Source organism: Microbacterium profundi, from assembly GCF_000763375.1.
In the GTDB taxonomy this organism is placed as follows: Bacteria; Actinomycetota; Actinomycetes; order Actinomycetales; family Microbacteriaceae; genus Microbacterium; species Microbacterium profundi.
The window spans coordinates 90861-107144 of record NZ_JPSY01000002.1 but is presented as its reverse complement, the minus strand read 5'-3'; the positions used below and the strand labels follow the sequence as shown (position 1 = coordinate 107144).

18 protein-coding genes and 1 tRNA gene are annotated in these 16284 nt (G+C 67.1%); 8 read left to right on the top strand and 11 right to left on the bottom strand.

Features of this window, described 5'->3' with window-relative positions:
• Positions 1 to 33 precede the first annotated feature (33 nt).
• A complete protein-coding gene (gene msrB / locus JF52_RS0111035) occupies positions 34 to 444 on the top strand; it encodes a peptide-methionine (R)-S-oxide reductase MsrB (protein ID WP_033106659.1) in 411 nt (136 codons plus the stop codon).
• On the top strand, positions 441 to 1001 hold the full coding sequence (locus JF52_RS0111030; RefSeq protein WP_033106658.1) for a nitroreductase family protein: 561 nt from the start codon (positions 441 to 443) through the stop codon (positions 999 to 1001). Before msrB ends, JF52_RS0111030 begins: the two co-directional genes overlap by 4 nt.
• Here JF52_RS0111030 and JF52_RS0111025 read toward each other — a convergent pair whose 3' ends face one another.
• Entirely contained in the window at positions 1002 to 1946 is a 945-nt protein-coding gene (locus JF52_RS0111025; protein WP_033106657.1) for a DMT family transporter, read from the bottom strand.
• 64 nt (positions 1947 to 2010) lie between these two features.
• Between JF52_RS0111025 and JF52_RS0111020 the strand changes: the two genes are divergently transcribed.
• Positions 2011 to 2637 carry an SOS response-associated peptidase family protein gene (locus tag JF52_RS0111020; protein ID WP_033106656.1) on the top strand — a complete coding sequence of 209 codons (627 nt, stop codon included), beginning with the start codon at positions 2011 to 2013 and terminating at the stop codon, positions 2635 to 2637.
• 9 nt (positions 2638 to 2646) lie between these two features.
• Positions 2647 to 3921, top strand: a complete 1275-nt coding sequence (locus JF52_RS0111015; protein WP_033106655.1) for a cation:proton antiporter domain-containing protein — start codon at positions 2647 to 2649, stop codon at positions 3919 to 3921.
• Between the two features lie 12 nt (positions 3922 to 3933).
• On the opposite strand, the gene JF52_RS0111010 is transcribed toward JF52_RS0111015, so the two are convergent.
• The gene (locus JF52_RS0111010) at positions 3934 to 4659 is read right to left on the bottom strand and encodes a tyrosine-protein phosphatase (RefSeq protein WP_052166979.1); all 726 of its coding nucleotides are present in this window, start codon (positions 4657 to 4659) and stop codon (positions 3934 to 3936) included.
• Between the two features lie 66 nt (positions 4660 to 4725).
• Here JF52_RS0111010 and JF52_RS0111005 point away from each other — a divergent pair, with 66 nt between their 5' ends.
• Complete coding sequence (locus JF52_RS0111005; RefSeq protein WP_033106654.1) at positions 4726 to 5031, top strand: hypothetical protein; 306 nt, start codon at positions 4726 to 4728, stop codon at positions 5029 to 5031.
• 19 nt (positions 5032 to 5050) lie between these two features.
• On the opposite strand, the gene JF52_RS0111000 is transcribed toward JF52_RS0111005, so the two are convergent.
• Both JF52_RS0111000 and JF52_RS0110995 read right to left on the bottom strand, forming a co-directional pair.
• Positions 5051 to 5126: transfer RNA gene (locus tag JF52_RS0111000), tRNA-Thr, on the bottom strand.
• A 45-nt stretch (positions 5127 to 5171) separates the two neighbouring features.
• Positions 5172 to 6125: a DsbA family protein gene (locus JF52_RS0110995; RefSeq protein WP_033106653.1), complete on the bottom strand. Its 954-nt coding sequence runs from the start codon at positions 6123 to 6125 to the stop codon at positions 5172 to 5174.
• Positions 6126 to 6341: 216 nt separating this feature from the next.
• Between JF52_RS0110995 and JF52_RS0110990 the strand changes: the two genes are divergently transcribed.
• Complete coding sequence (locus JF52_RS0110990; protein WP_033106652.1) at positions 6342 to 7448, top strand: ABC transporter ATP-binding protein; 1107 nt, start codon at positions 6342 to 6344, stop codon at positions 7446 to 7448.
• Positions 7449 to 7515: 67 nt separating this feature from the next.
• Positions 7516 to 8820, top strand: coding sequence for a DUF4032 domain-containing protein (locus JF52_RS0110985; RefSeq protein WP_033106651.1), 1305 nt, complete (start codon positions 7516 to 7518; stop codon positions 8818 to 8820).
• A 48-nt stretch (positions 8821 to 8868) separates the two neighbouring features.
• Here JF52_RS0110985 and JF52_RS0110980 read toward each other — a convergent pair whose 3' ends face one another.
• From JF52_RS0110980 to JF52_RS0110960, 5 genes are read right to left on the bottom strand one after another with little or no spacing between them, the layout of a single operon-like run.
• Positions 8869 to 9507 carry an NAD(P)-dependent oxidoreductase gene (locus tag JF52_RS0110980; RefSeq protein ID WP_033106650.1) on the bottom strand — a complete coding sequence of 213 codons (639 nt, stop codon included), beginning with the start codon at positions 9505 to 9507 and terminating at the stop codon, positions 8869 to 8871.
• Positions 9508 to 9519: 12 nt separating this feature from the next.
• Positions 9520 to 10530 (bottom strand): 23S rRNA (guanosine(2251)-2'-O)-methyltransferase RlmB, encoded by a 1011-nt coding sequence (rlmB, locus tag JF52_RS0110975; RefSeq protein ID WP_033106649.1) that lies wholly within the window; start codon positions 10528 to 10530, stop codon positions 9520 to 9522.
• Positions 10523 to 11962, bottom strand: coding sequence for a cysteine--tRNA ligase (cysS, locus tag JF52_RS0110970; protein WP_033106648.1), 1440 nt, complete (start codon positions 11960 to 11962; stop codon positions 10523 to 10525). Before cysS ends, rlmB begins: the two co-directional genes overlap by 8 nt.
• 9 nt (positions 11963 to 11971) lie before the next feature.
• The gene (ispD, locus tag JF52_RS0110965) at positions 11972 to 13162 is read right to left on the bottom strand and encodes a 2-C-methyl-D-erythritol 4-phosphate cytidylyltransferase (RefSeq protein WP_033106647.1); all 1191 of its coding nucleotides are present in this window, start codon (positions 13160 to 13162) and stop codon (positions 11972 to 11974) included.
• 36 nt (positions 13163 to 13198) lie between these two features.
• Entirely contained in the window at positions 13199 to 13681 is a 483-nt protein-coding gene (locus tag JF52_RS0110960; RefSeq protein ID WP_033106646.1) for a CarD family transcriptional regulator, read from the bottom strand.
• A 134-nt stretch (positions 13682 to 13815) separates the two neighbouring features.
• On the opposite strand from JF52_RS0110960, the gene JF52_RS0110955 reads away from it, so the two are divergent.
• Complete coding sequence (locus tag JF52_RS0110955) at positions 13816 to 14295, top strand: hypothetical protein (protein ID WP_033106645.1); 480 nt, start codon at positions 13816 to 13818, stop codon at positions 14293 to 14295.
• A 76-nt stretch (positions 14296 to 14371) separates the two neighbouring features.
• Here the strand turns inward: JF52_RS0110955 and JF52_RS0110950 are convergent, their stop codons facing one another.
• The gene (locus JF52_RS0110950) at positions 14372 to 15055 is read right to left on the bottom strand and encodes a response regulator transcription factor (RefSeq protein ID WP_033106644.1); all 684 of its coding nucleotides are present in this window, start codon (positions 15053 to 15055) and stop codon (positions 14372 to 14374) included.
• The gene (locus JF52_RS0110945) at positions 15052 to 16272 is read right to left on the bottom strand and encodes a sensor histidine kinase (protein WP_033106926.1); all 1221 of its coding nucleotides are present in this window, start codon (positions 16270 to 16272) and stop codon (positions 15052 to 15054) included. The genes JF52_RS0110950 and JF52_RS0110945 overlap by 4 nt, the downstream gene beginning before the upstream one ends.
• Positions 16273 to 16284: the final 12 nt, after the last annotated feature.

The window sequence follows — 16284 nt, the reverse complement described above, 5'->3', positions numbered from 1 at the left end:
GAGGGGCAGAATGGAAGGGACTCAGGAGGCACGATGGACTACAGCGTGAAGAAGACAGAAGACGAGTGGCGCGCAGAGCTCGGCGATGAGCAGTACTCGGTGTTGCGACAGGCGGCCACAGAGCGCGCGTGGACGGGCGAACTGCTCGACGAGAAGCGTGCCGGCCTCTACACATGCGGCGCGTGCGGCGTCGAGCTGTTCAAGAGCGGCACCAAGTTCGATTCCGGATGCGGTTGGCCGAGCTTCTACGAGTCGATCCGCCCTGACGCCGTGCAGCTGATCGAGGACAACACCCTCGGCATGCAGCGCACAGAGGTGCGGTGCGCGAACTGCGGTTCGCACCTCGGGCATGTCTTCCCCGACGGGTTCGGCACCCCGACCGGTGACCGCTACTGCATGAACTCCCTGGCGCTGAACTTCACCCCCGGCGACGCCGAGGCGTGAGCGCGCTCGACGCCGTCAGGGCGCGGCATTCCTGGTCGAAGGTCACAGACGACGCTCCGACCCGTGAAGAGCTGCTGACGCTGGTCGCCGCCGCAGGGCGCGTCGCCGACCATTCGTCACTGCGTCCGTGGCGCCTGATCGAACTGCGCGGCGACGATCGCGTGGTGCTCGGCAAGGCGATCGCCGAAGCCGAGGGCGACAAGAAGCCCTCGTCCAAGCCGTTGCGCGCTCCCCTGCTGATCGCGGTCGTGGCGAGTTTCCGCACGAGCAGCAAGGTGCCGCGCTGGGAGCAGGAGGCCGTCGCCTCGGGCGTCGCGCACACCATGAGCCTGCTGCTCGACGACGCCGGGTGGGGCGTCTTCTGGCGTACCGGCGAGTACACGCGCTCGAAGGCGGTCGCCAAGGCGCATGGGCTGCACAAGGACGAAGCGCTCCTCGGGTGGCTCTACGTCGGCGGCAAGCCCGCAGGCAAGAAGGCGGGGCGCCGCAAGAGCGTCGACGCCCGCGCGATGCTGACCCGGATGCCCGCGAAGACGAAGAAGAAGCCGGCGAAGTAGTCAGCGCCGGCGACGCCGCCAGGGCAGCGCCACCACGACGGAGGCCACGGCGACGGCGACCATCAGGGCGAGCTGCCAGTGCGCGGGGCCGGATGCCGGGGGCCAGAGCAGATCGATGGCCACCGAGGCCGTCAGCTGCCCGAGCACGGAGCCGAGGCCGAGCAGCAGCACCCCGGTGTGCGCGACGATCGCGGCACCGAGCAGGATGTAGGCGAAGCCCAGCAGTCCGCCGAGGTACAGCCACGGTTCTACGGGGAGCGCATTCGGCATCCCTCGCACCCCCACACTGACCGAAGCCGCGACGATGAGCACGGCTGTACCCGCGACGAAGCTCATCAGGGTCGCCGACATGGGCGAGCTGACGCGCTGGGCGAGGCGCCCGTTCGTGGCCGCCTGCCATGCGATGCCGACACCAGCGGCGAACGGCAGCAGGAGAAGCCAGAGCGGCGTCCGCGAGATCACGTCGCCGCTGAGCGAGACGCCCACAGCAGCGAGCGCGAACGCACCGCCGAGGACGCGCCCCGGAGTCACCGCGACGACTCCGGCGGGTCCGAAGCCGATCCGATCGAGGACCAGCCCGTGCACCGTCTGCCCTGCGACGACGCCGACGGTGAACAGGGAGACGCCGAGGACGCCTGCCGTGACGCCCTGCGTCGAGACGGTGAGCGCCCCGCAGGCGCCGCCCAGCAGCATCCAGTTCGGGATGGTGCGTGTGCGGATGCCGCGCCAGAGGCGTACGGCGCCGGTACGCGCCGATGGGAGCGCGAGCGTGACCACGATGAGGACGACGAGCCCGGCGCCGAAGGAGACGAGCCCGGCGACGATACCGTCATCGATGCGAACGCCGAGCACCCCGTTGATCCGCGCCTGGATCGCAGTCATCGCGCCGATCGCGACGGCTCCACCCAGTGCGAGGGGCGCGGGAAGACTTCGGGTCGCGGTCACTCGAGCACACTACCCGAGCGTTCACCCCTGCTCGAGGTCGCCGGTCGGCGCTACTCTTGCTCACATGTGTGCGAGCTACGGACTGGATCCCCGATTCACTGATGCCGAGCTGCTTGCCGAGGCGGATGCCGATGTCATCGAGGGGCTGCGCGACTGGGCTGAGCAGAACGCGGGCGAGACCCTGCGCCCCACGGGCAAGAACCTGCGCAATCTGAATCCGCTGGTCGTTCCGGGTGGCGACGCCGCCGCGCTGGAGCCGGCGTGGTGGGGCTACCTCGTGGACGGCGAGCCGGCGAAGTTCCCCTCGATCAACACCCGCTCCGAGCGTCTTCAAGAGCGTCCGGGTGGGCTGAGGACCCGCGCGATCGTGCCGACGACCGGGTGGTTCGAGATGCAGAAGCCGGCCAGGCTCTGGCACGAGTTCGCCCTCGACAACCAAGCACTGTTCGGCATGGCCGCCGTGACCCAGCGCGGACGCACCCCGGACGGGGAGTGGATCACGTGCTACTCCATCGTGATGGCGCCGGCCGCCGATCATCTCAAGGAGTTCCACGACCGGATGCCTGTGCTCATCCCGCCCGGAATGAGTCAGGAGTGGCTGACAGGCACGCCGAGCCGAGAACTGATCGACGAGGCGATCCTCGCCTCGGGCGTACTGGCTGAACGCATCACCGTCTCGGCACGACCCTAGGCGTCGGCCATGCCGCATCTCGTCCTGATCGGGCTCGCCGCGATCCTGCTCTGGTCTCTGATCTCGCACCGCTTCGAGCGCTGGGGCGTCGCCGGGCCGATCGGCCTGGTGCTGCTCGGAGCCGTGACGGTCATCTGGGACGTCGACTCCTTCGGCACCGCGATCGATTCTCCGATCTCCGAGAAGATCGTCGAGGTGATCCTCGCGATCCTGCTCTTCGCCGATGCCACCGAGGTCAAGGGCGGCATCTTCGGTCGCGAAGGAAGGGTGATCGCTCGCCTCGTGCTCATCGCGCTGCCGTTGTCGATCGTGTTGACGGTCGCGACAGGCATGCTGCTCATCCCTGACACCGGTCTGCTCGTGCTTCTCGTCGTGGCGTGCGTGATCCTGCCGATCGATTTCGCGCCGGCCGCATCTCTGCTTCGCAATCGACGACTCCCCGCGCGGTTGCGTCAGATCCTGAACGTGGAGAGCGGCTACAACGACGGACTGATCTCCCCCGTCTTCGGCATGTCGCTGGCGCTGGCCGTCATCTGGTCGACCATTGTGCGCACCCCGGAGTCCGATATCACCGACGACGCGCTCGAGGGCCCGGCGATCCAGTTCATGGACGCATTCATCAACGCCGTTCCGTCGACCGTGATCGCCGTCGTGATCGGCATCGTGCTGGGTACCGGAATCGGATACCTCGTGCGCATCGCGCGTGCACGCCTCATCGCAGACGCACTCGGCGCCCGCTACGTCATGCTGATCCTCCCGCTCATCGCCTACGGGGTGGCGAGCATCCCGATCTTCAACGCGAATGGCTTCGTCGCCGCTTTCGTGGCCGGGATCGGATACCGGTTGACACGTACGAGAGGTCATCGATCCGAAGGGATCGACCGCAGCGAGCTGCTCCTGGTGGAGGAAGTGGGGGCTCTGGCCGCGAACTTCGTGTGGTTCGTACTCGGCGGAGCCATGCTCCTGGTGATCACGTCGGGGATCGACTGGTGGATGCTGCTGTTCGCCGTGCTCGCGCTGACTCTGCTGCGCGTCGTCCCGGTGTACCTGTCGCTCATGGGCAGCTCGGTGGGCAGGCGCGACCGGCTTCTGATCGGCGCGCTCGGCCCGCGCGGCACGGCGTCGATCGTGTTCGGGCTGCTGGCGTACAACGCGCTCCCCGAGGACGAGGGCGTGGCCGTGCTGACGATCATGGTCGCCACCGTCGTCGGCAGCATTCTGCTGCACGGACTGGCCGCGCCGCTGCTCGTGAATCGGCGAAAGGTCGGCGAGGAGATCACCTGACGCCGCTTCGCGTCAACCGGTGCGGGGAAGCAGTGCCTCTCGCAGCTGGTCGCGCACAGCGCCGTCGACGCCGGCCTGCTGCAGGTAGGCCAAGGCACCGCCGTGTTCGCGGTCGAGCCAGTCGAACGTACCGCTCAACACCGCGGCCGGCGATCTCGTCAGCACCTCCATCAGGTTGTCCGTCATCGGCACGCGGAAGCGCCGGATCTTGCGCAGCATCCGCTCTGTCCACTCTCCCGAGAGGTTCGCCGCAGTGGCCGAGTAGTCGGCGAGGATGATGTCGCGATCGATGTCGAGCGCGGTGAGGATGAGCGCCACGACGAGGCCGGTGCGATCCTTGCCGGCGGTGCAGTGCACGAGGACAGGGCCGTCGGTCGACGCGACTGCGCGGACGACGCGCCCGAGATCGCTCTGATGACGGCTGAGCACGGTCTCGTAGATCTCCTGCAGGGTGAGGGTGCGCGGATCGAACGCGCGCGGAGCGCCATCGATCGGCACGGATAGCCGGGTCGCGCCCGTCCCACGGAGCCGGTCGCGCCCGCCGATGCGCCGGTCGAATGCCGAACGAAGGTCGATGACCTGCCGGATGCCGAGCTCGTGCAACGTGCCGCGTCCCTCGCGGGTGAGCCGGTGCAGTGCGTCGGAGCGGTACAGCATGCCGGGTGTCAGCACGCCAGGAGCGACCTCGCGGAAGTTGTGCGTGCCCGCGAGCTCGAGGCGGTTGACGGGCTCATCCATGCGGTCATGCTATCTGCGACGTCGCGGCTGTGAGTTATCGTGAGCGTTCATACACGGAGGGTTTCCATGTCATCTGAACAGAACGGCTCCCGGCCGCGCGCTCTGCGCGACGGCACGGCAGAACCGCGGTTCGCGGCCCGCTACGCGACGATCGATGAGGTCGCAGAGCTGCTCGGAGTCACACCCGTGTCACTGCGCCAGACGATGCGCCGCCGCGATGCGGGTGATGCGTCATCCGCCAGCGATGCATTCATCGATCCGATCGGCAATGTCTCGGGATACCTGTGGGATCGCGACGACCTCACACCCGAGGCGATCGCAGCCTGGCACGATCGGCCGCGGCGCGGGCGTAAGCCGAACAGCGCGCGATGACGCTGCAACCCACGAAGAATGGAGCCGACTACGGGATTCGAACCCGTGACATCCTGTTTACAAGACAGGTGCTCTACCAGCTGAGCTAAGTCGGCGAACGGATCCAGTTTAGCGAGAGTGGAGCACGTCTCCGAACCGGGCTACTCCGCGGGTGTCTCTGTCGGGGCCGGAGTGTGCGTCGGCGCCTGGGTCTCGTCGGTCTCGCTGGCCACTGTCAGCACGAACTGCGCGAACTCGGCAGGATCCTTCAGGGAGCCGACGTAGGCCTCGCCGTTCACGACGATCATCGGAGCGCTCGTGAGCACGAGGTCGTCGGAGCCGACGAGTGGGCCTTCGAGGGCACGCGAGGTGGCCTCCTTCGCCCAAGAGACGAAGTCTTCCTTCTCGATGCACTTGCGAACGACCTTGGGGTCATCGACGCCGACCGCCTGGGCGAGGTCGGCGAGTTCGACGTTGGACCGGCCATTGGTGTCGACCTCGGGCTGGTCGACGAGCAGTTCGTTGTTGAACGAGTAGAACTGCGCCGGAGAATACGTGGACACGCACGCCGCCGCCGCCGCCGCACGCAGCGAGTACTTCGTGCCGTTGGAGCTCGCAGTGAGCATCGACACCGGGTGATATGTCACGGTGACGGCATCCTCGTTGATCCAGCCCGCCAGCTGGCGCGCATTCGCTCGCTCGAACTCTCCGGCACCGGGCGAGAGGTAGTCGACATAGATGTGCACATCGACGGCCGCAGCCGATGCCGTCGGCTGCGGTGTCGGATCAGGCGTCTCGGTCGCGCCGGACGTCGTCTCCTCCGGAGCCGGCGTCTCAGGCACGTCCTCGGCACCGACGTTCGGCGCCGAGTTCACGACGATGCCGTCGGAGTCCATACCGCTCGGACTCATGGTCGGCTCCGATACCGATGAGTTCACCGCCATCGCCACCGCAGTGCCAATGGCGCCCACCGCGACGACGGCGACGGCACCGACGATGATCCGTCGCATGATCCGCGCCCTGGACTGCTTGGCGTGCACCTGCTGGGCCTTTTCCCGAACCGCCTCACGGGAGCTGCGAGGGGAGGGGACGTTCGGCGTTTCGTCGCTCGACATCGTTCCTCTTGAAAGTCGTGGTGGGGACGGGCTCCCCGATGTCCTCTGCACAAGCAGGACCGCAATCGATGTTAACCAGTCAGGCTGGGAAATACCCAGGTGCCTCCCCTCCGTGCCATACTTGACTCGGCCCGAAGGCGGGCCACGGTGGCTCATACCCACCGCATCCATCACAACGGATCGTCCGGCACGTACCTGCCGGTGAAGGAGAAAACAATGGCATCTGTCACTTTCGACGCGGCCACGCGTCTGTACCCGGGCGGCACCCGCCCAGCAGTCGACAAGCTCGACCTCGAGGTCGCTGACGGCGAATTCCTCGTCCTCGTCGGCCCTTCCGGCTGCGGCAAGTCCACGTCCCTGCGCATGCTCGCCGGCCTCGAAGAGGTCAACGACGGCCGCATCCTCATCGGCGACCGCGATGTCACCGACGTACCGCCCAAGGACCGTGACATCGCCATGGTCTTCCAGAACTACGCGCTGTACCCGCACATGACGGTCGCCGAGAACATGGGCTTCGCCCTGAAGATCGCCGGCGTCAACAAGGAAGAGCGCGCAGCCCGCGTGCTCGAGGCCGCCAAGCTCCTCGACCTCGAGGAGTACCTGACCCGCAAGCCGAAGGCGCTCTCCGGTGGTCAGCGTCAGCGCGTCGCCATGGGCCGCGCGATCGTCCGTCAGCCGCAGGTGTTCCTCATGGACGAGCCGCTGTCGAACCTCGACGCGAAGCTGCGTGTGCAGACGCGTACGCAGATCGCTTCCCTGCAGCGTCGCCTCGGCGTCACCACGGTCTACGTCACGCACGACCAGACCGAGGCCCTCACCATGGGCGACCGCATCGCCGTCCTCAAGGACGGTCTCCTGCAGCAGGTCGGCACCCCGCGCGACCTGTACGAGAAGCCGGAGAACGTGTTCGTCGCCGGCTTCATCGGCTCGCCTGCCATGAACCTCTTCTCAGCTGACCTTGCAGAGGGTGGCGTGCGCTTCGGCACCGAGGTCGTCGGACTCGACCGCGACACCGTCGGCCGCGCGAACGGCAGCCAGGTCACGGTCGGCGTCCGCCCCGAGGACATCGTCGTCGGCCCCGCCGACGGCAAGGGCCTCTCGGTCACGGTCGACCTCGTCGAGGAGCTCGGTGCTGACGGCTACCTCTACGGCCACACCGACATCAACGGCAAGCGCACCGACCTGGTCGCTCGCGTCGACGGCCGCAGCCACCCGAATGCCGGCGAGACGGTCACGCTCGCGGCATCCGTCGGACACGTTCACGCGTTCGACATCGAGTCCGGTCTGCGTCTGAACGACAAGCCGGTCGTCTCGGCCTCGTAAGTTCCATCGCACACGGCGCGGGCTGACCTTCGGGTCACCCGCGCCGTGTCGTTTCCCCGGGAGCCACATGCAGGACGCACTGCGCATCACCGCCAGCAAGGTCAACCCTGAGCTGCTGTCGCTGCCCTGGTCGACTCCGCTCGCGAAATGGCCATCTGAGCGCATCGTCTCGCTGCCCAAGGGTCTCTCCCGGCACCTCGTGCGATTCGCCGATCTGTCCGGCCGTGTCGTCGCCGTCAAAGAGACCACCGCCGAGATGGCGCAGCGCGAGTACGACATGCTCGGCAACCTCGCACGCCTCGACGTGCCATGCGTGGATCGCGTCGCCGTGATCGCCGGGCGCTCGGACGACGCAGGTACTCCGCTTCCGGCTGTACTGGTGACATCGCACCTGCGCTTCTCCATGCCCTACCGGGCGCTGTTCACGCGCGTCCTGCGCCCCGACACCGCCACCCGACTCGTCGATGCCCTGGCGCTGCTGCTCGTCCGGGTGCACAACGTCGGCTTCTACTGGGGTGACGTCTCGCTGTCGAACACGCTGTTCCGTCGCGACGCCGGCGCCTTCGCCGCCTACCTGGTGGATGCCGAGACCGGCGAACTGCACGAAGAGGGCCTCACGGAAGGACAGCGCCTCTACGACCTCGACCTCGCCCGCACGAACATCGCCGGCGAGATCATGGACCTCGCAGCCGGCGGGCGCCTGGAGCACGGAGTGGATGCGGTCGCCATCGCCGACGGCATCGTGTCGTCGTATCACTCGCTGTGGGCGGCGCTGACCGCAGAGGAGTCGTTCTCGGCCAACGAGACCTGGCGCATCACGGAGCGCGTCGAGCAGTTGAACGCGCTCGGCTTCGACATCGATGAGATGTCGATGACGACCACCGGAGACGGGACGGTCGTGGAGATCCAGCCGAAGGTCGTGGACGCCGGTCATCACCAGCGCCGCCTCATCCGGCTCACCGGGCTCGATGTCGAGGAGAACCAGGCGCGTCGGCTGTTGAACGACCTGGATGAATTCCGTGCACGCTCCAAGAAGGAGTGGGCGGATGAGGAGATGTACGCGCACGAGTGGCTGACCAGGGTGTTCGAACCCGTCGTGCGGGCGATCCCGTACGAGCTGCGCGCCAAGCTGGAGCCGGCAGAGGTGTTCCACCAGGTTCTCGAGCACCGCTGGTACCTGTCACAGGCCAACGACCGCTCGGTGCCGCTGGCAGAGGTGCTCACCTCGTACATCAACGATGTGCTGCGCCATCGCCGCGACGAGGCCACGATCATGGGCCCGCCGACCGAGACCATGTCGCTGCCGGTGATGACCGGCGCCGTGGCGGTCGCCGACGACACCGGTGAGGTCGACTGGCGCGACCTCGTCTGACGGCCAGTAGGCGACGGCTCAGTAGCCGATGGCTCAGTAGCCGATGGCTCAGTAGCCGACGGCGAAGTTCTCGCGGTGGTGCTTCGGGTTCTCGATCTCATCGACGAATGCGACACCGAGATCTCGTCCGGAGATGTACGACTCGCCCGCGGCATCCGTCACCAGGACCGGCCCGCCGTCGCGGTATGTGCCGGTGCGCTCACCCGGTGCCCAGTTGCCGAAGCCGCCGGCCGGGTGCACGAAGAACCAGTCCTTGCCCTCCGGCGCGCCTTGAAGGTCCTCCAGCACGCCGACCGCCTCCATGGCTTCGGCCTTGAACTCCTCAGGGAAGCCCGCATCCACGAGCCGAGGACCGCCCGGTGCGACCAGGCTGCCTCCCGCTCCCCCGACGACGCCGAGACGCACGCCGTCGGGCAGCGCCGCGAACAGCTCAGCGGTCGCCGGACGCACCTTGCCGACCATGTCGCCACGCGGCGAAAGCGCCTGGATGACGACGTCGACCTCTTCGATCTGGGTGAGCAGTCCTGGCACGTCGAGGATGTTCCCTTCGACGTACACGGCGCCTTCCACCCGCTCAGTCGGCACGGAACGCGCCAACGAGACGACGGAGTGGCCGCGCGAGACGGCCTCGGCGACGATGTTCGAGCCGGCGTAGCCGGTTCCTCCGATGACGGCGATACGAGCCATGACTTCTCCCGACTACTTTCCGGCGAGCTGCGCCCGCACCGTGGCGACCTGATACAGCGCGACGGATGCCGCGATGCCTGCGTTCAACGATTCCGTGGCCGCCGAGATCGGGATCGAGACGATCTGGTCGCAGTTCTCCGTCACGAGACGCGAGAGACCCTTGCCCTCTGAGCCGACGACGATCACGACGGGGCGATCGGCGAGTGCGAGGTCGGGCAGCGACACATCACCGCCGCCGTCGAGTCCGATCACGAACACGCCCTGCTTCTTGAATTCCTTCAGCTGCGTGGTCAGGTTCGTCGCCATCGCCACGGGGATGCGGGCGGCGGCACCGGCGCTCGTCTTCCATGCCGCGGAGTTCACACCGGCCGAGCGACGCTGCGGCAGGATGATGCCGTGCCCGCCGAACGCGGCCGTCGAGCGGATGATCGCTCCGAGATTGCGCGGATCGGTGATGCCGTCGAGCGCGACGAACAGCGGCAGCTCACCGCGACCTGAGACCAGTTCGAGCAGATCCTGCGGGTGCGCGTACTCGTACGGTGGGACCTTGAGCGCGACACCCTGGTGCACTCCATCGAAACCGGCCATGCGGTCGAGTTCCTGCCGCGTGACCTCCATCACGGGGATTCCGCGATGCGTGGCGATCGAGAGCATCTCCTTGACGCGGTCGTCCATCTCGACGCGCTGCGCGATGTAGAACGCCGTCGCGGGGATCTTGGCGCGCAGCGCCTCCAGCACCGAGTTGCGTCCGGTGACGTTCTCGGTCTCGTCGCCGGCCTTCGCCTTGGACGAGCGGTTCTGGCTGCTCGCGTTACTGGGACGTCCACCGGGCCTGCCCTTGCCGCCGGATGCCGCAAAGCGTTCGGCGGCGGCCTTGCGCTTGCCAGCCGGGTGCCAGGCTCGATCCTCCGCCTTCGGGGTCGGTCCACGGCCCTCGAGCGACTTGCGCCCGAGTCCGCCGGTGCCCTTGAGAGGGCCCTTCTTCTTGCCGTTGCTTGCGCCGGGGCGCTGTGGCTTAACCATCAATACTCCAATGAGTTCCGTCTGCTGTGTCTTCAAGAGCGATGCCTGCCGCCGCGATCGCGTCGCGGATGCGGTCGGCCGTCGCCCAGTCCTTGTCGGCCCGTGCCTGAGCGCGCTGCGTGATCATGGTCTGCACGAGGGCGTCGAGAGCGGATGCCTCGGCGTCAGCATCACCGGATGCCGCGGATGCCGCATCCAGCCCCAGCACCTGGATCATCTCGCGCACTTCATGCAACGCCCGTTCGGCGGCCGCATCGTCGCCGTGGTCGAGCGCCTGGTTTCCACGTCGCACCCGATCGTGCACCACGGCCAGTGCCTGCGGCACACCGAGGTCGTCGTCCATGGCTTCCGCGAACTCTCCGGGGATCAACGAGATGTACTCCACGGCCTCGTCGTCCAGGTCGCGCCCCCGCCGCCGCATCTCGTTGCGTTCGGCTGCCCGCCCCGCCCTCTCGACGAACGAGTGGATGCGTCCGAGGGCAGCCTCTGCCTCTGCCCATGACGACTCGGTCAGATCGAGGCTCGATCGGTAGTGCGCGGCGGCGAGCGCGTAGCGCACGACGAGTGGGTCGTGCGCGGCGAGCACGTCGGCTGCGAGTGTGAAGTTGTCGAGCGACTTCGACATCTTCTGCCCGTCGACGGTCACCAGGCCGTTGTGCACCCAGTACTGCGCGAAGCCTTCGCCTGCCGCCGTCGACTGCGCGAGCTCGTTCTCATGGTGCGGGAAGCGCAGATCGAGCCCACCCCCGTGGATGTCGAACTCTGATCCGAGGTAGCGCCTGGCCATTGCCGAGCATTCGATATGCCAGCCGGGTCGGCCAGCACCCCACGGCGAACTCCACATCGCGTCGGCGGGCTCATCTGGTTTGGAGCCCTTCCAGAGGGCGAAGTCCTGCGGATTGCGCTTGCCTCGAGGATCGGCATCCTCAGCAGCCTCCATCGCGTCGACGGACTGATGCGTGAGCGCACCGTATTGCGACCACGATCGCACGTCGAAGTACACGTCGCCCGAGCCGTCGGGCGCGGCGTAGGCGTGCCCGCGGCCGATCAGGGTCTCGATGAGCTCCTGCATCTGAGGAATGGATGCCGTCGCACGCGGCTCGTACGTCGGAGCGAGGATGCCGACGCCGGCATATGCCGCCGTGAACTGCTGCTCCATCCGGTACGCCAGCGCCCACCACGGCTCACTCGCGGTGGCGCCGGCGAGAACCTTGTCGTCGATGTCGGTGACGTTGCGCACGAAGGTCACACGACCGAATCGATGTGCGAGCCAGCGGCGAAGGAGGTCGAAGCTCAGGGCCGCGCGGACGTGACCGATGTGAGGGCCGGATTGCACCGTGGGTCCGCATACGTACATCGTGACGTTCTCGGGGTCGAGAGGCACGAAGTCGCGCAGCTGCTGTGCGCGCGTGTCGTAGAGGCGGAGAGTCACTGCACCAGACTACCCGGGGTATATGAGCGCGACCGCTGTGACGGCGACGCCTTCACCGCGGCCGGTGAATCCGAGGCCGTCAGTCGTCGTCGCGGTCACGGCGACGGATGCTCCGCCGAGTGCGGCAGACAGTGAGCGCTCGGCTTCACCGCGACGCGCGCTGAATCGCGGACGGTTTCCCTGGAACTGCACCGAGACGTTGCCGATCACGAAACCCGCCTCTGTCACGAGTTCGGCTGTGCGTGCGAGGAAGACATCGGCGTGCGCACCGGCGTACTCGGGATGCGAGGTGCCGAAGTGCTCGCCGATGTCACCGAGTCCGGCAGCGCCGAGCAGGGCATCGACGATGGCATGCGCGACCGCGTCGCCGTCGGAATGGCCAGACAGCGGCTGCTCACCCGGCCATTCGAGCCCCGCCAGCCAGAGGTTCCCTTCACCACCGAACGCGTGCACGTCGGTGCCGACGCCGATGCGAGGAGCAGACACGGCCGCCGGCTCCGCCCGCACGTCGAGGATCTGTCGCGCGCGCGCAAGGTCGCCCGGCGTGGTGATCTTGAACGCGCGTTCTGAACCGGCGATGTGTCGCACGGGATGCCCCGCTGCCGCGAACAGCGCAGCGTCGTCGGTGTATTCGATGCCCGATGCCGAAGCGGTGGCATACGCCGCTTCGAGAAGCGCTCGAGGAAAACCCTGCGGGGTCTGGGCAGCGGCCAGCTCCGACCGATCCACCGCAGCGACGACATCATTCCCCTCCACGCGCTTGAGCGTGTCGATGACGGCGATCGCCGGGATCACTCCGGCATCGACGGTCACTGCCACGGCGACGGCGTCGATCTGGGCCGGTGGTGTCAGAGCGCGCGCGGCATCGTGGACGAGCACCGTGGTGATGTCTCCCCACAGCGCCGCAAGACCAGCAGCGACGGACTGCTGCCTGGTCCCCCCACCGGTCACGACACGACCGAGGTCGCGCCGATCCCCTGCGGCTGCGAGCAACTCGGTCTCGGCATCCCCCTCGTGCCCCGAGGGCGCGACGACGACGACCTGCGCGACCTGAGCCGCGAAGACGCCGTCGAGCGCATGCCTGAGCACCGTGTGCTCGTCGATGCCGACGAACGCCTTGGGCGCGACACCGCCCAGACGTGTTCCGGAACCCGCCGCGACGACGATGATCGCCGTCGTGGGCACAGGGATGAGAGTCACACGCTCAACACTAGCGAGGCCCGAAGGCCTCGGCCATCAGGACGCAAGGACCTCGTCGAGCAGCGCCCCGGCCTTGTCCTCGTCGCACTTCTCGGCGAGCGCGAGCTCGGAGATGAGGATCTGACGCGCCTTCGCGAGCATGCGCTTCTCACCCGCGGACAGACCGCGGTCCTGATCGCGACGCCACAGGTCGCGCACGACCTCGCTCACCTTGATCACATCGCCGGAGGCGAGCTTCTCGAGGTTCGCCTTGTAACGACGTGACCAGTTCGTGGGCTCTTCCGTGAACGGAGCGCGCAGCACCTCGAACACGTGATCGAGACCCTCCTGGCCGATGACGTCGCGGACGCCGACGAGGTCGACGTTCTCTGCAGGAACCTCGATGATGAGGTCACCCTGGGTGACGTTCAGCTTCAGGTACTTCTTCGTCTCGCCCTTGATGACGCGATCCTTGACCTCGATGATCGTCGCGGCCCCATGGTGCGGATAGACGACCGTCTCGCCAACTTCAAAAAGCATAAAATCGTGTCCTTTCGGCAACCTCCAGAATACCACAGGCGACATGCACTAGGGTTTGCTCCGCACGGCCACGTGGGCACCCCTCGCGTACCCATAGAATGGATGCGGATATCCCAAATCTCCCAGGAGGACTCGTGAAATCGCGCCTTGTAGCGTCTGCCGCCATCAGCGCCCTTGTTCTGCTCGGCGCCACGGGATGCACGTTCATCACCCCGCAGTCGACTGAGATCGCGTACTCAGCATCCGACGGCGTGAACATCGCCGATTCCGACGGTCCGCTCGAGATCCGCAATGCGATGATCATCGCGACCGAAGACGGCGCCACCGGCAACCTCATCGCCGCGATCGTCAACCCGACCGACAAGCCCGCGACACTCACCGTCGAGATCGAGGGCCTCGATCCCCTCACCCTGCGGGTGGGCGCGGGAGACACCGTGAGCCTCGGCGCCAACGCCGAGCCGTTGCGCATCGACGACCTCGACACGATGCCCGGCGCCACGATCAAGATCTACTTCCAGTCGGGCGACGCCACCGGTACCGCTGCAGACGTGCCCGTCCTCGACGGCGCTCTCTCGTACTACGCCGATCTGGTCCCGCAGGAGGACGACGCCTGATCGGACGTTGCCGCGCTCTTCACGCAGAGAGGCCGGTCACCCCATGGGGTGAACGGCCTCTCTGCGTCTGCGGATATCAGCCCTCGAAGCGGTATCCGAGTCCGCGCACGGTGACGAGCATGACCGGCTCGCCCGGGTTCTCCTCGATTCGGGAGCGGATGCGCTTGATGTGCACGTCGAGCGTCTTGGTGTCGCCGAAGTAGTCGCTGCCCCATACGCGGTCGATCAGCTGACCGCGAGTGAGCACTCGACCTGAGTTGCGCATCAGCACCTCGAGCAGCTCGAACTCCTTCAATGGCATGTTGATCTCCTCACCGGAGACCGTGACGGTGTGCCGATCGATGTCGAGCGTGACGCGCCCGCCGTCGAGCACGCGCTCATCGAGATCGCTGTCGGCCTGCACCACACGGCGCAGCACGGCGCGCATGCGTGCGAGCAGCTCACGGGACGAATAGGGCTTGGTGATGTAGTCGTCCGCGCCGAGCTCGAGCCCGACGACGATGTCCACCTCCGAGTCCTTCGCCGTGAGCATGATGATCGGAACCACCGAGGTCGAGCGGATCTGCCGGCACACCTCGGTGCCCGGCATGCCGGGAAGCATGAGGTCGAGAAGGACGATGTCGGCACCTCGCTCTCTGAACGCCGTCAGCGCGCCGGGGCCGTCCTCTGCGATCTCCACCTCGTAGCCTTCACGACGCAGCAGATAGGCAAGGGGGTCGGCGAGATCGGGTTCGTCCTCGACGAGAAGAATTCGGGTCATACGGTCTCTCCGTTTCGGGCGCGCACTGCCGCGGCCTTGGCCGCCTTCTTGGCGCGCTTCTTCTTGTTCTTGCGGTCTGTCGTGTCGGGCATCGGAGCATCGATCCGAGGCAGCACCATGGTGAAGGTCGATCCGCGACTCGGCCTCGACCATACCCGCACCTCACCGCCGTGACGCTGCGTGGCGTGCTTCACGATCGAGAGTCCGAGCCCCGTGCCGCCGGTGCGCCGCGAGCGAGCCTCATCGGCGCGATAGAAACGCTCGAAGATGCGCTCCCGATCCGACTCCGAGATGCCGATGCCCTGATCGGAGACGGCGATCTCCACTGTCTCCCCTTCGATCTTGACGCCGACGCCGACGCGCGAGCCGGTCGGAGAGTAAAGGATCGCGTTGGCGACGAGGTTGCCGACCGCCTCGATCAGGATCTGCAGATCGCCGCGGACGAACACCCCCCTGTCGCCTCCGCGCATGAGCTCAACGCCGGCGGAATCGGCCTGCACGGCGTGAGCCTCGATCGACGCGGCGACGACCTCGTCGATGGCCACCGGACCGAAGTCGTTGGCGCCGTCGGCGGTCTGAAGACGCGAGAGACTCATGATGCGTCCGGTGAGCTGTCCGAGCCTTGTCGCCTCGGCAGAGATGCGTGACGCGAAGATCCGCACCTGCGCCGGATCGTCGGCGGCGGACTCGATGGCTTCGGCGAGCAGACTCACGGCCCCGACAGGGGTCTTCAGCTCATGGCTGGTGTTGGCGACGAAGTCGCGGCGCATCTGGTCGAGGCGCTCCTGCTCCGTCACATCGCGGATGATCAGCAAGGTGAGGCGCGCCGCCAGCTCGCTCGCCCTGGCGGACACCAGCCGCGGATCGAGGCTGACCCCTGGACGCGTGATGCGCATCGTCTCGGTGGATGACGCGCCGATCGAGCGGACCGTGCGCACGAGTTCTCGCAGCTCCGGGTTGTCGAGCGTCGCCCCGACCTCGATGCCGAAGCGCGCAGCAGCATGGGAGATGGCCAGCACGAGTCCGGACGAGTCGATCACGCACGCCGCATCGTCCATGCTCTCGAGAACGTCGACCGTGCCCTGCGGAACCGTCGTGGACGATTCCTCCACCACCTTGGCGCGAGCACGGTACGCCCAGAAAACGAGCACGGCCAGCCCTATGCCGATCGCCAGCCCGACGGCGAGGGCGAGCAGCGCGATCTGCGGCGTGGTCATGTCACCAGCGTA

What these genes read in the sequence shown, in the direction of transcription:
- msrB (WP_033106659.1), top strand. Translation starts at nt 34, where the DNA reads ATGGACTACAGCGTGAAGAAGACAGAAGACGAGTGGCGCGCAGAGCTC.
- JF52_RS0111020 (WP_033106656.1), top strand. Translation starts at nt 2,011, where the DNA reads ATGTGTGCGAGCTACGGACTGGATCCCCGATTCACTGATGCCGAGCTG.
- JF52_RS0111015 (WP_033106655.1), top strand. Translation starts at nt 2,647, where the DNA reads ATGCCGCATCTCGTCCTGATCGGGCTCGCCGCGATCCTGCTCTGGTCT.
- JF52_RS0111010 (WP_052166979.1), bottom strand. Translation starts at nt 4,659, where the DNA reads ATGGATGAGCCCGTCAACCGCCTCGAGCTCGCGGGCACGCACAACTTC.
- JF52_RS0111005 (WP_033106654.1), top strand. Translation starts at nt 4,726, where the DNA reads ATGTCATCTGAACAGAACGGCTCCCGGCCGCGCGCTCTGCGCGACGGC.
- JF52_RS0110995 (WP_033106653.1), bottom strand. Translation starts at nt 6,125, where the DNA reads ATGTCGAGCGACGAAACGCCGAACGTCCCCTCCCCTCGCAGCTCCCGT.
- JF52_RS0110990 (WP_033106652.1), top strand. Translation starts at nt 6,342, where the DNA reads ATGGCATCTGTCACTTTCGACGCGGCCACGCGTCTGTACCCGGGCGGC.
- JF52_RS0110985 (WP_033106651.1), top strand. Translation starts at nt 7,516, where the DNA reads ATGCAGGACGCACTGCGCATCACCGCCAGCAAGGTCAACCCTGAGCTG.
- JF52_RS0110980 (WP_033106650.1), bottom strand. Translation starts at nt 9,507, where the DNA reads ATGGCTCGTATCGCCGTCATCGGAGGAACCGGCTACGCCGGCTCGAAC.
- rlmB (WP_033106649.1), bottom strand. Translation starts at nt 10,530, where the DNA reads ATGGTTAAGCCACAGCGCCCCGGCGCAAGCAACGGCAAGAAGAAGGGC.
- JF52_RS0110960 (WP_033106646.1), bottom strand. Translation starts at nt 13,681, where the DNA reads ATGCTTTTTGAAGTTGGCGAGACGGTCGTCTATCCGCACCATGGGGCC.
- JF52_RS0110950 (WP_033106644.1), bottom strand. Translation starts at nt 15,055, where the DNA reads ATGACCCGAATTCTTCTCGTCGAGGACGAACCCGATCTCGCCGACCCC.
- JF52_RS0110945 (WP_033106926.1), bottom strand. Translation starts at nt 16,272, where the DNA reads ATGACCACGCCGCAGATCGCGCTGCTCGCCCTCGCCGTCGGGCTGGCG.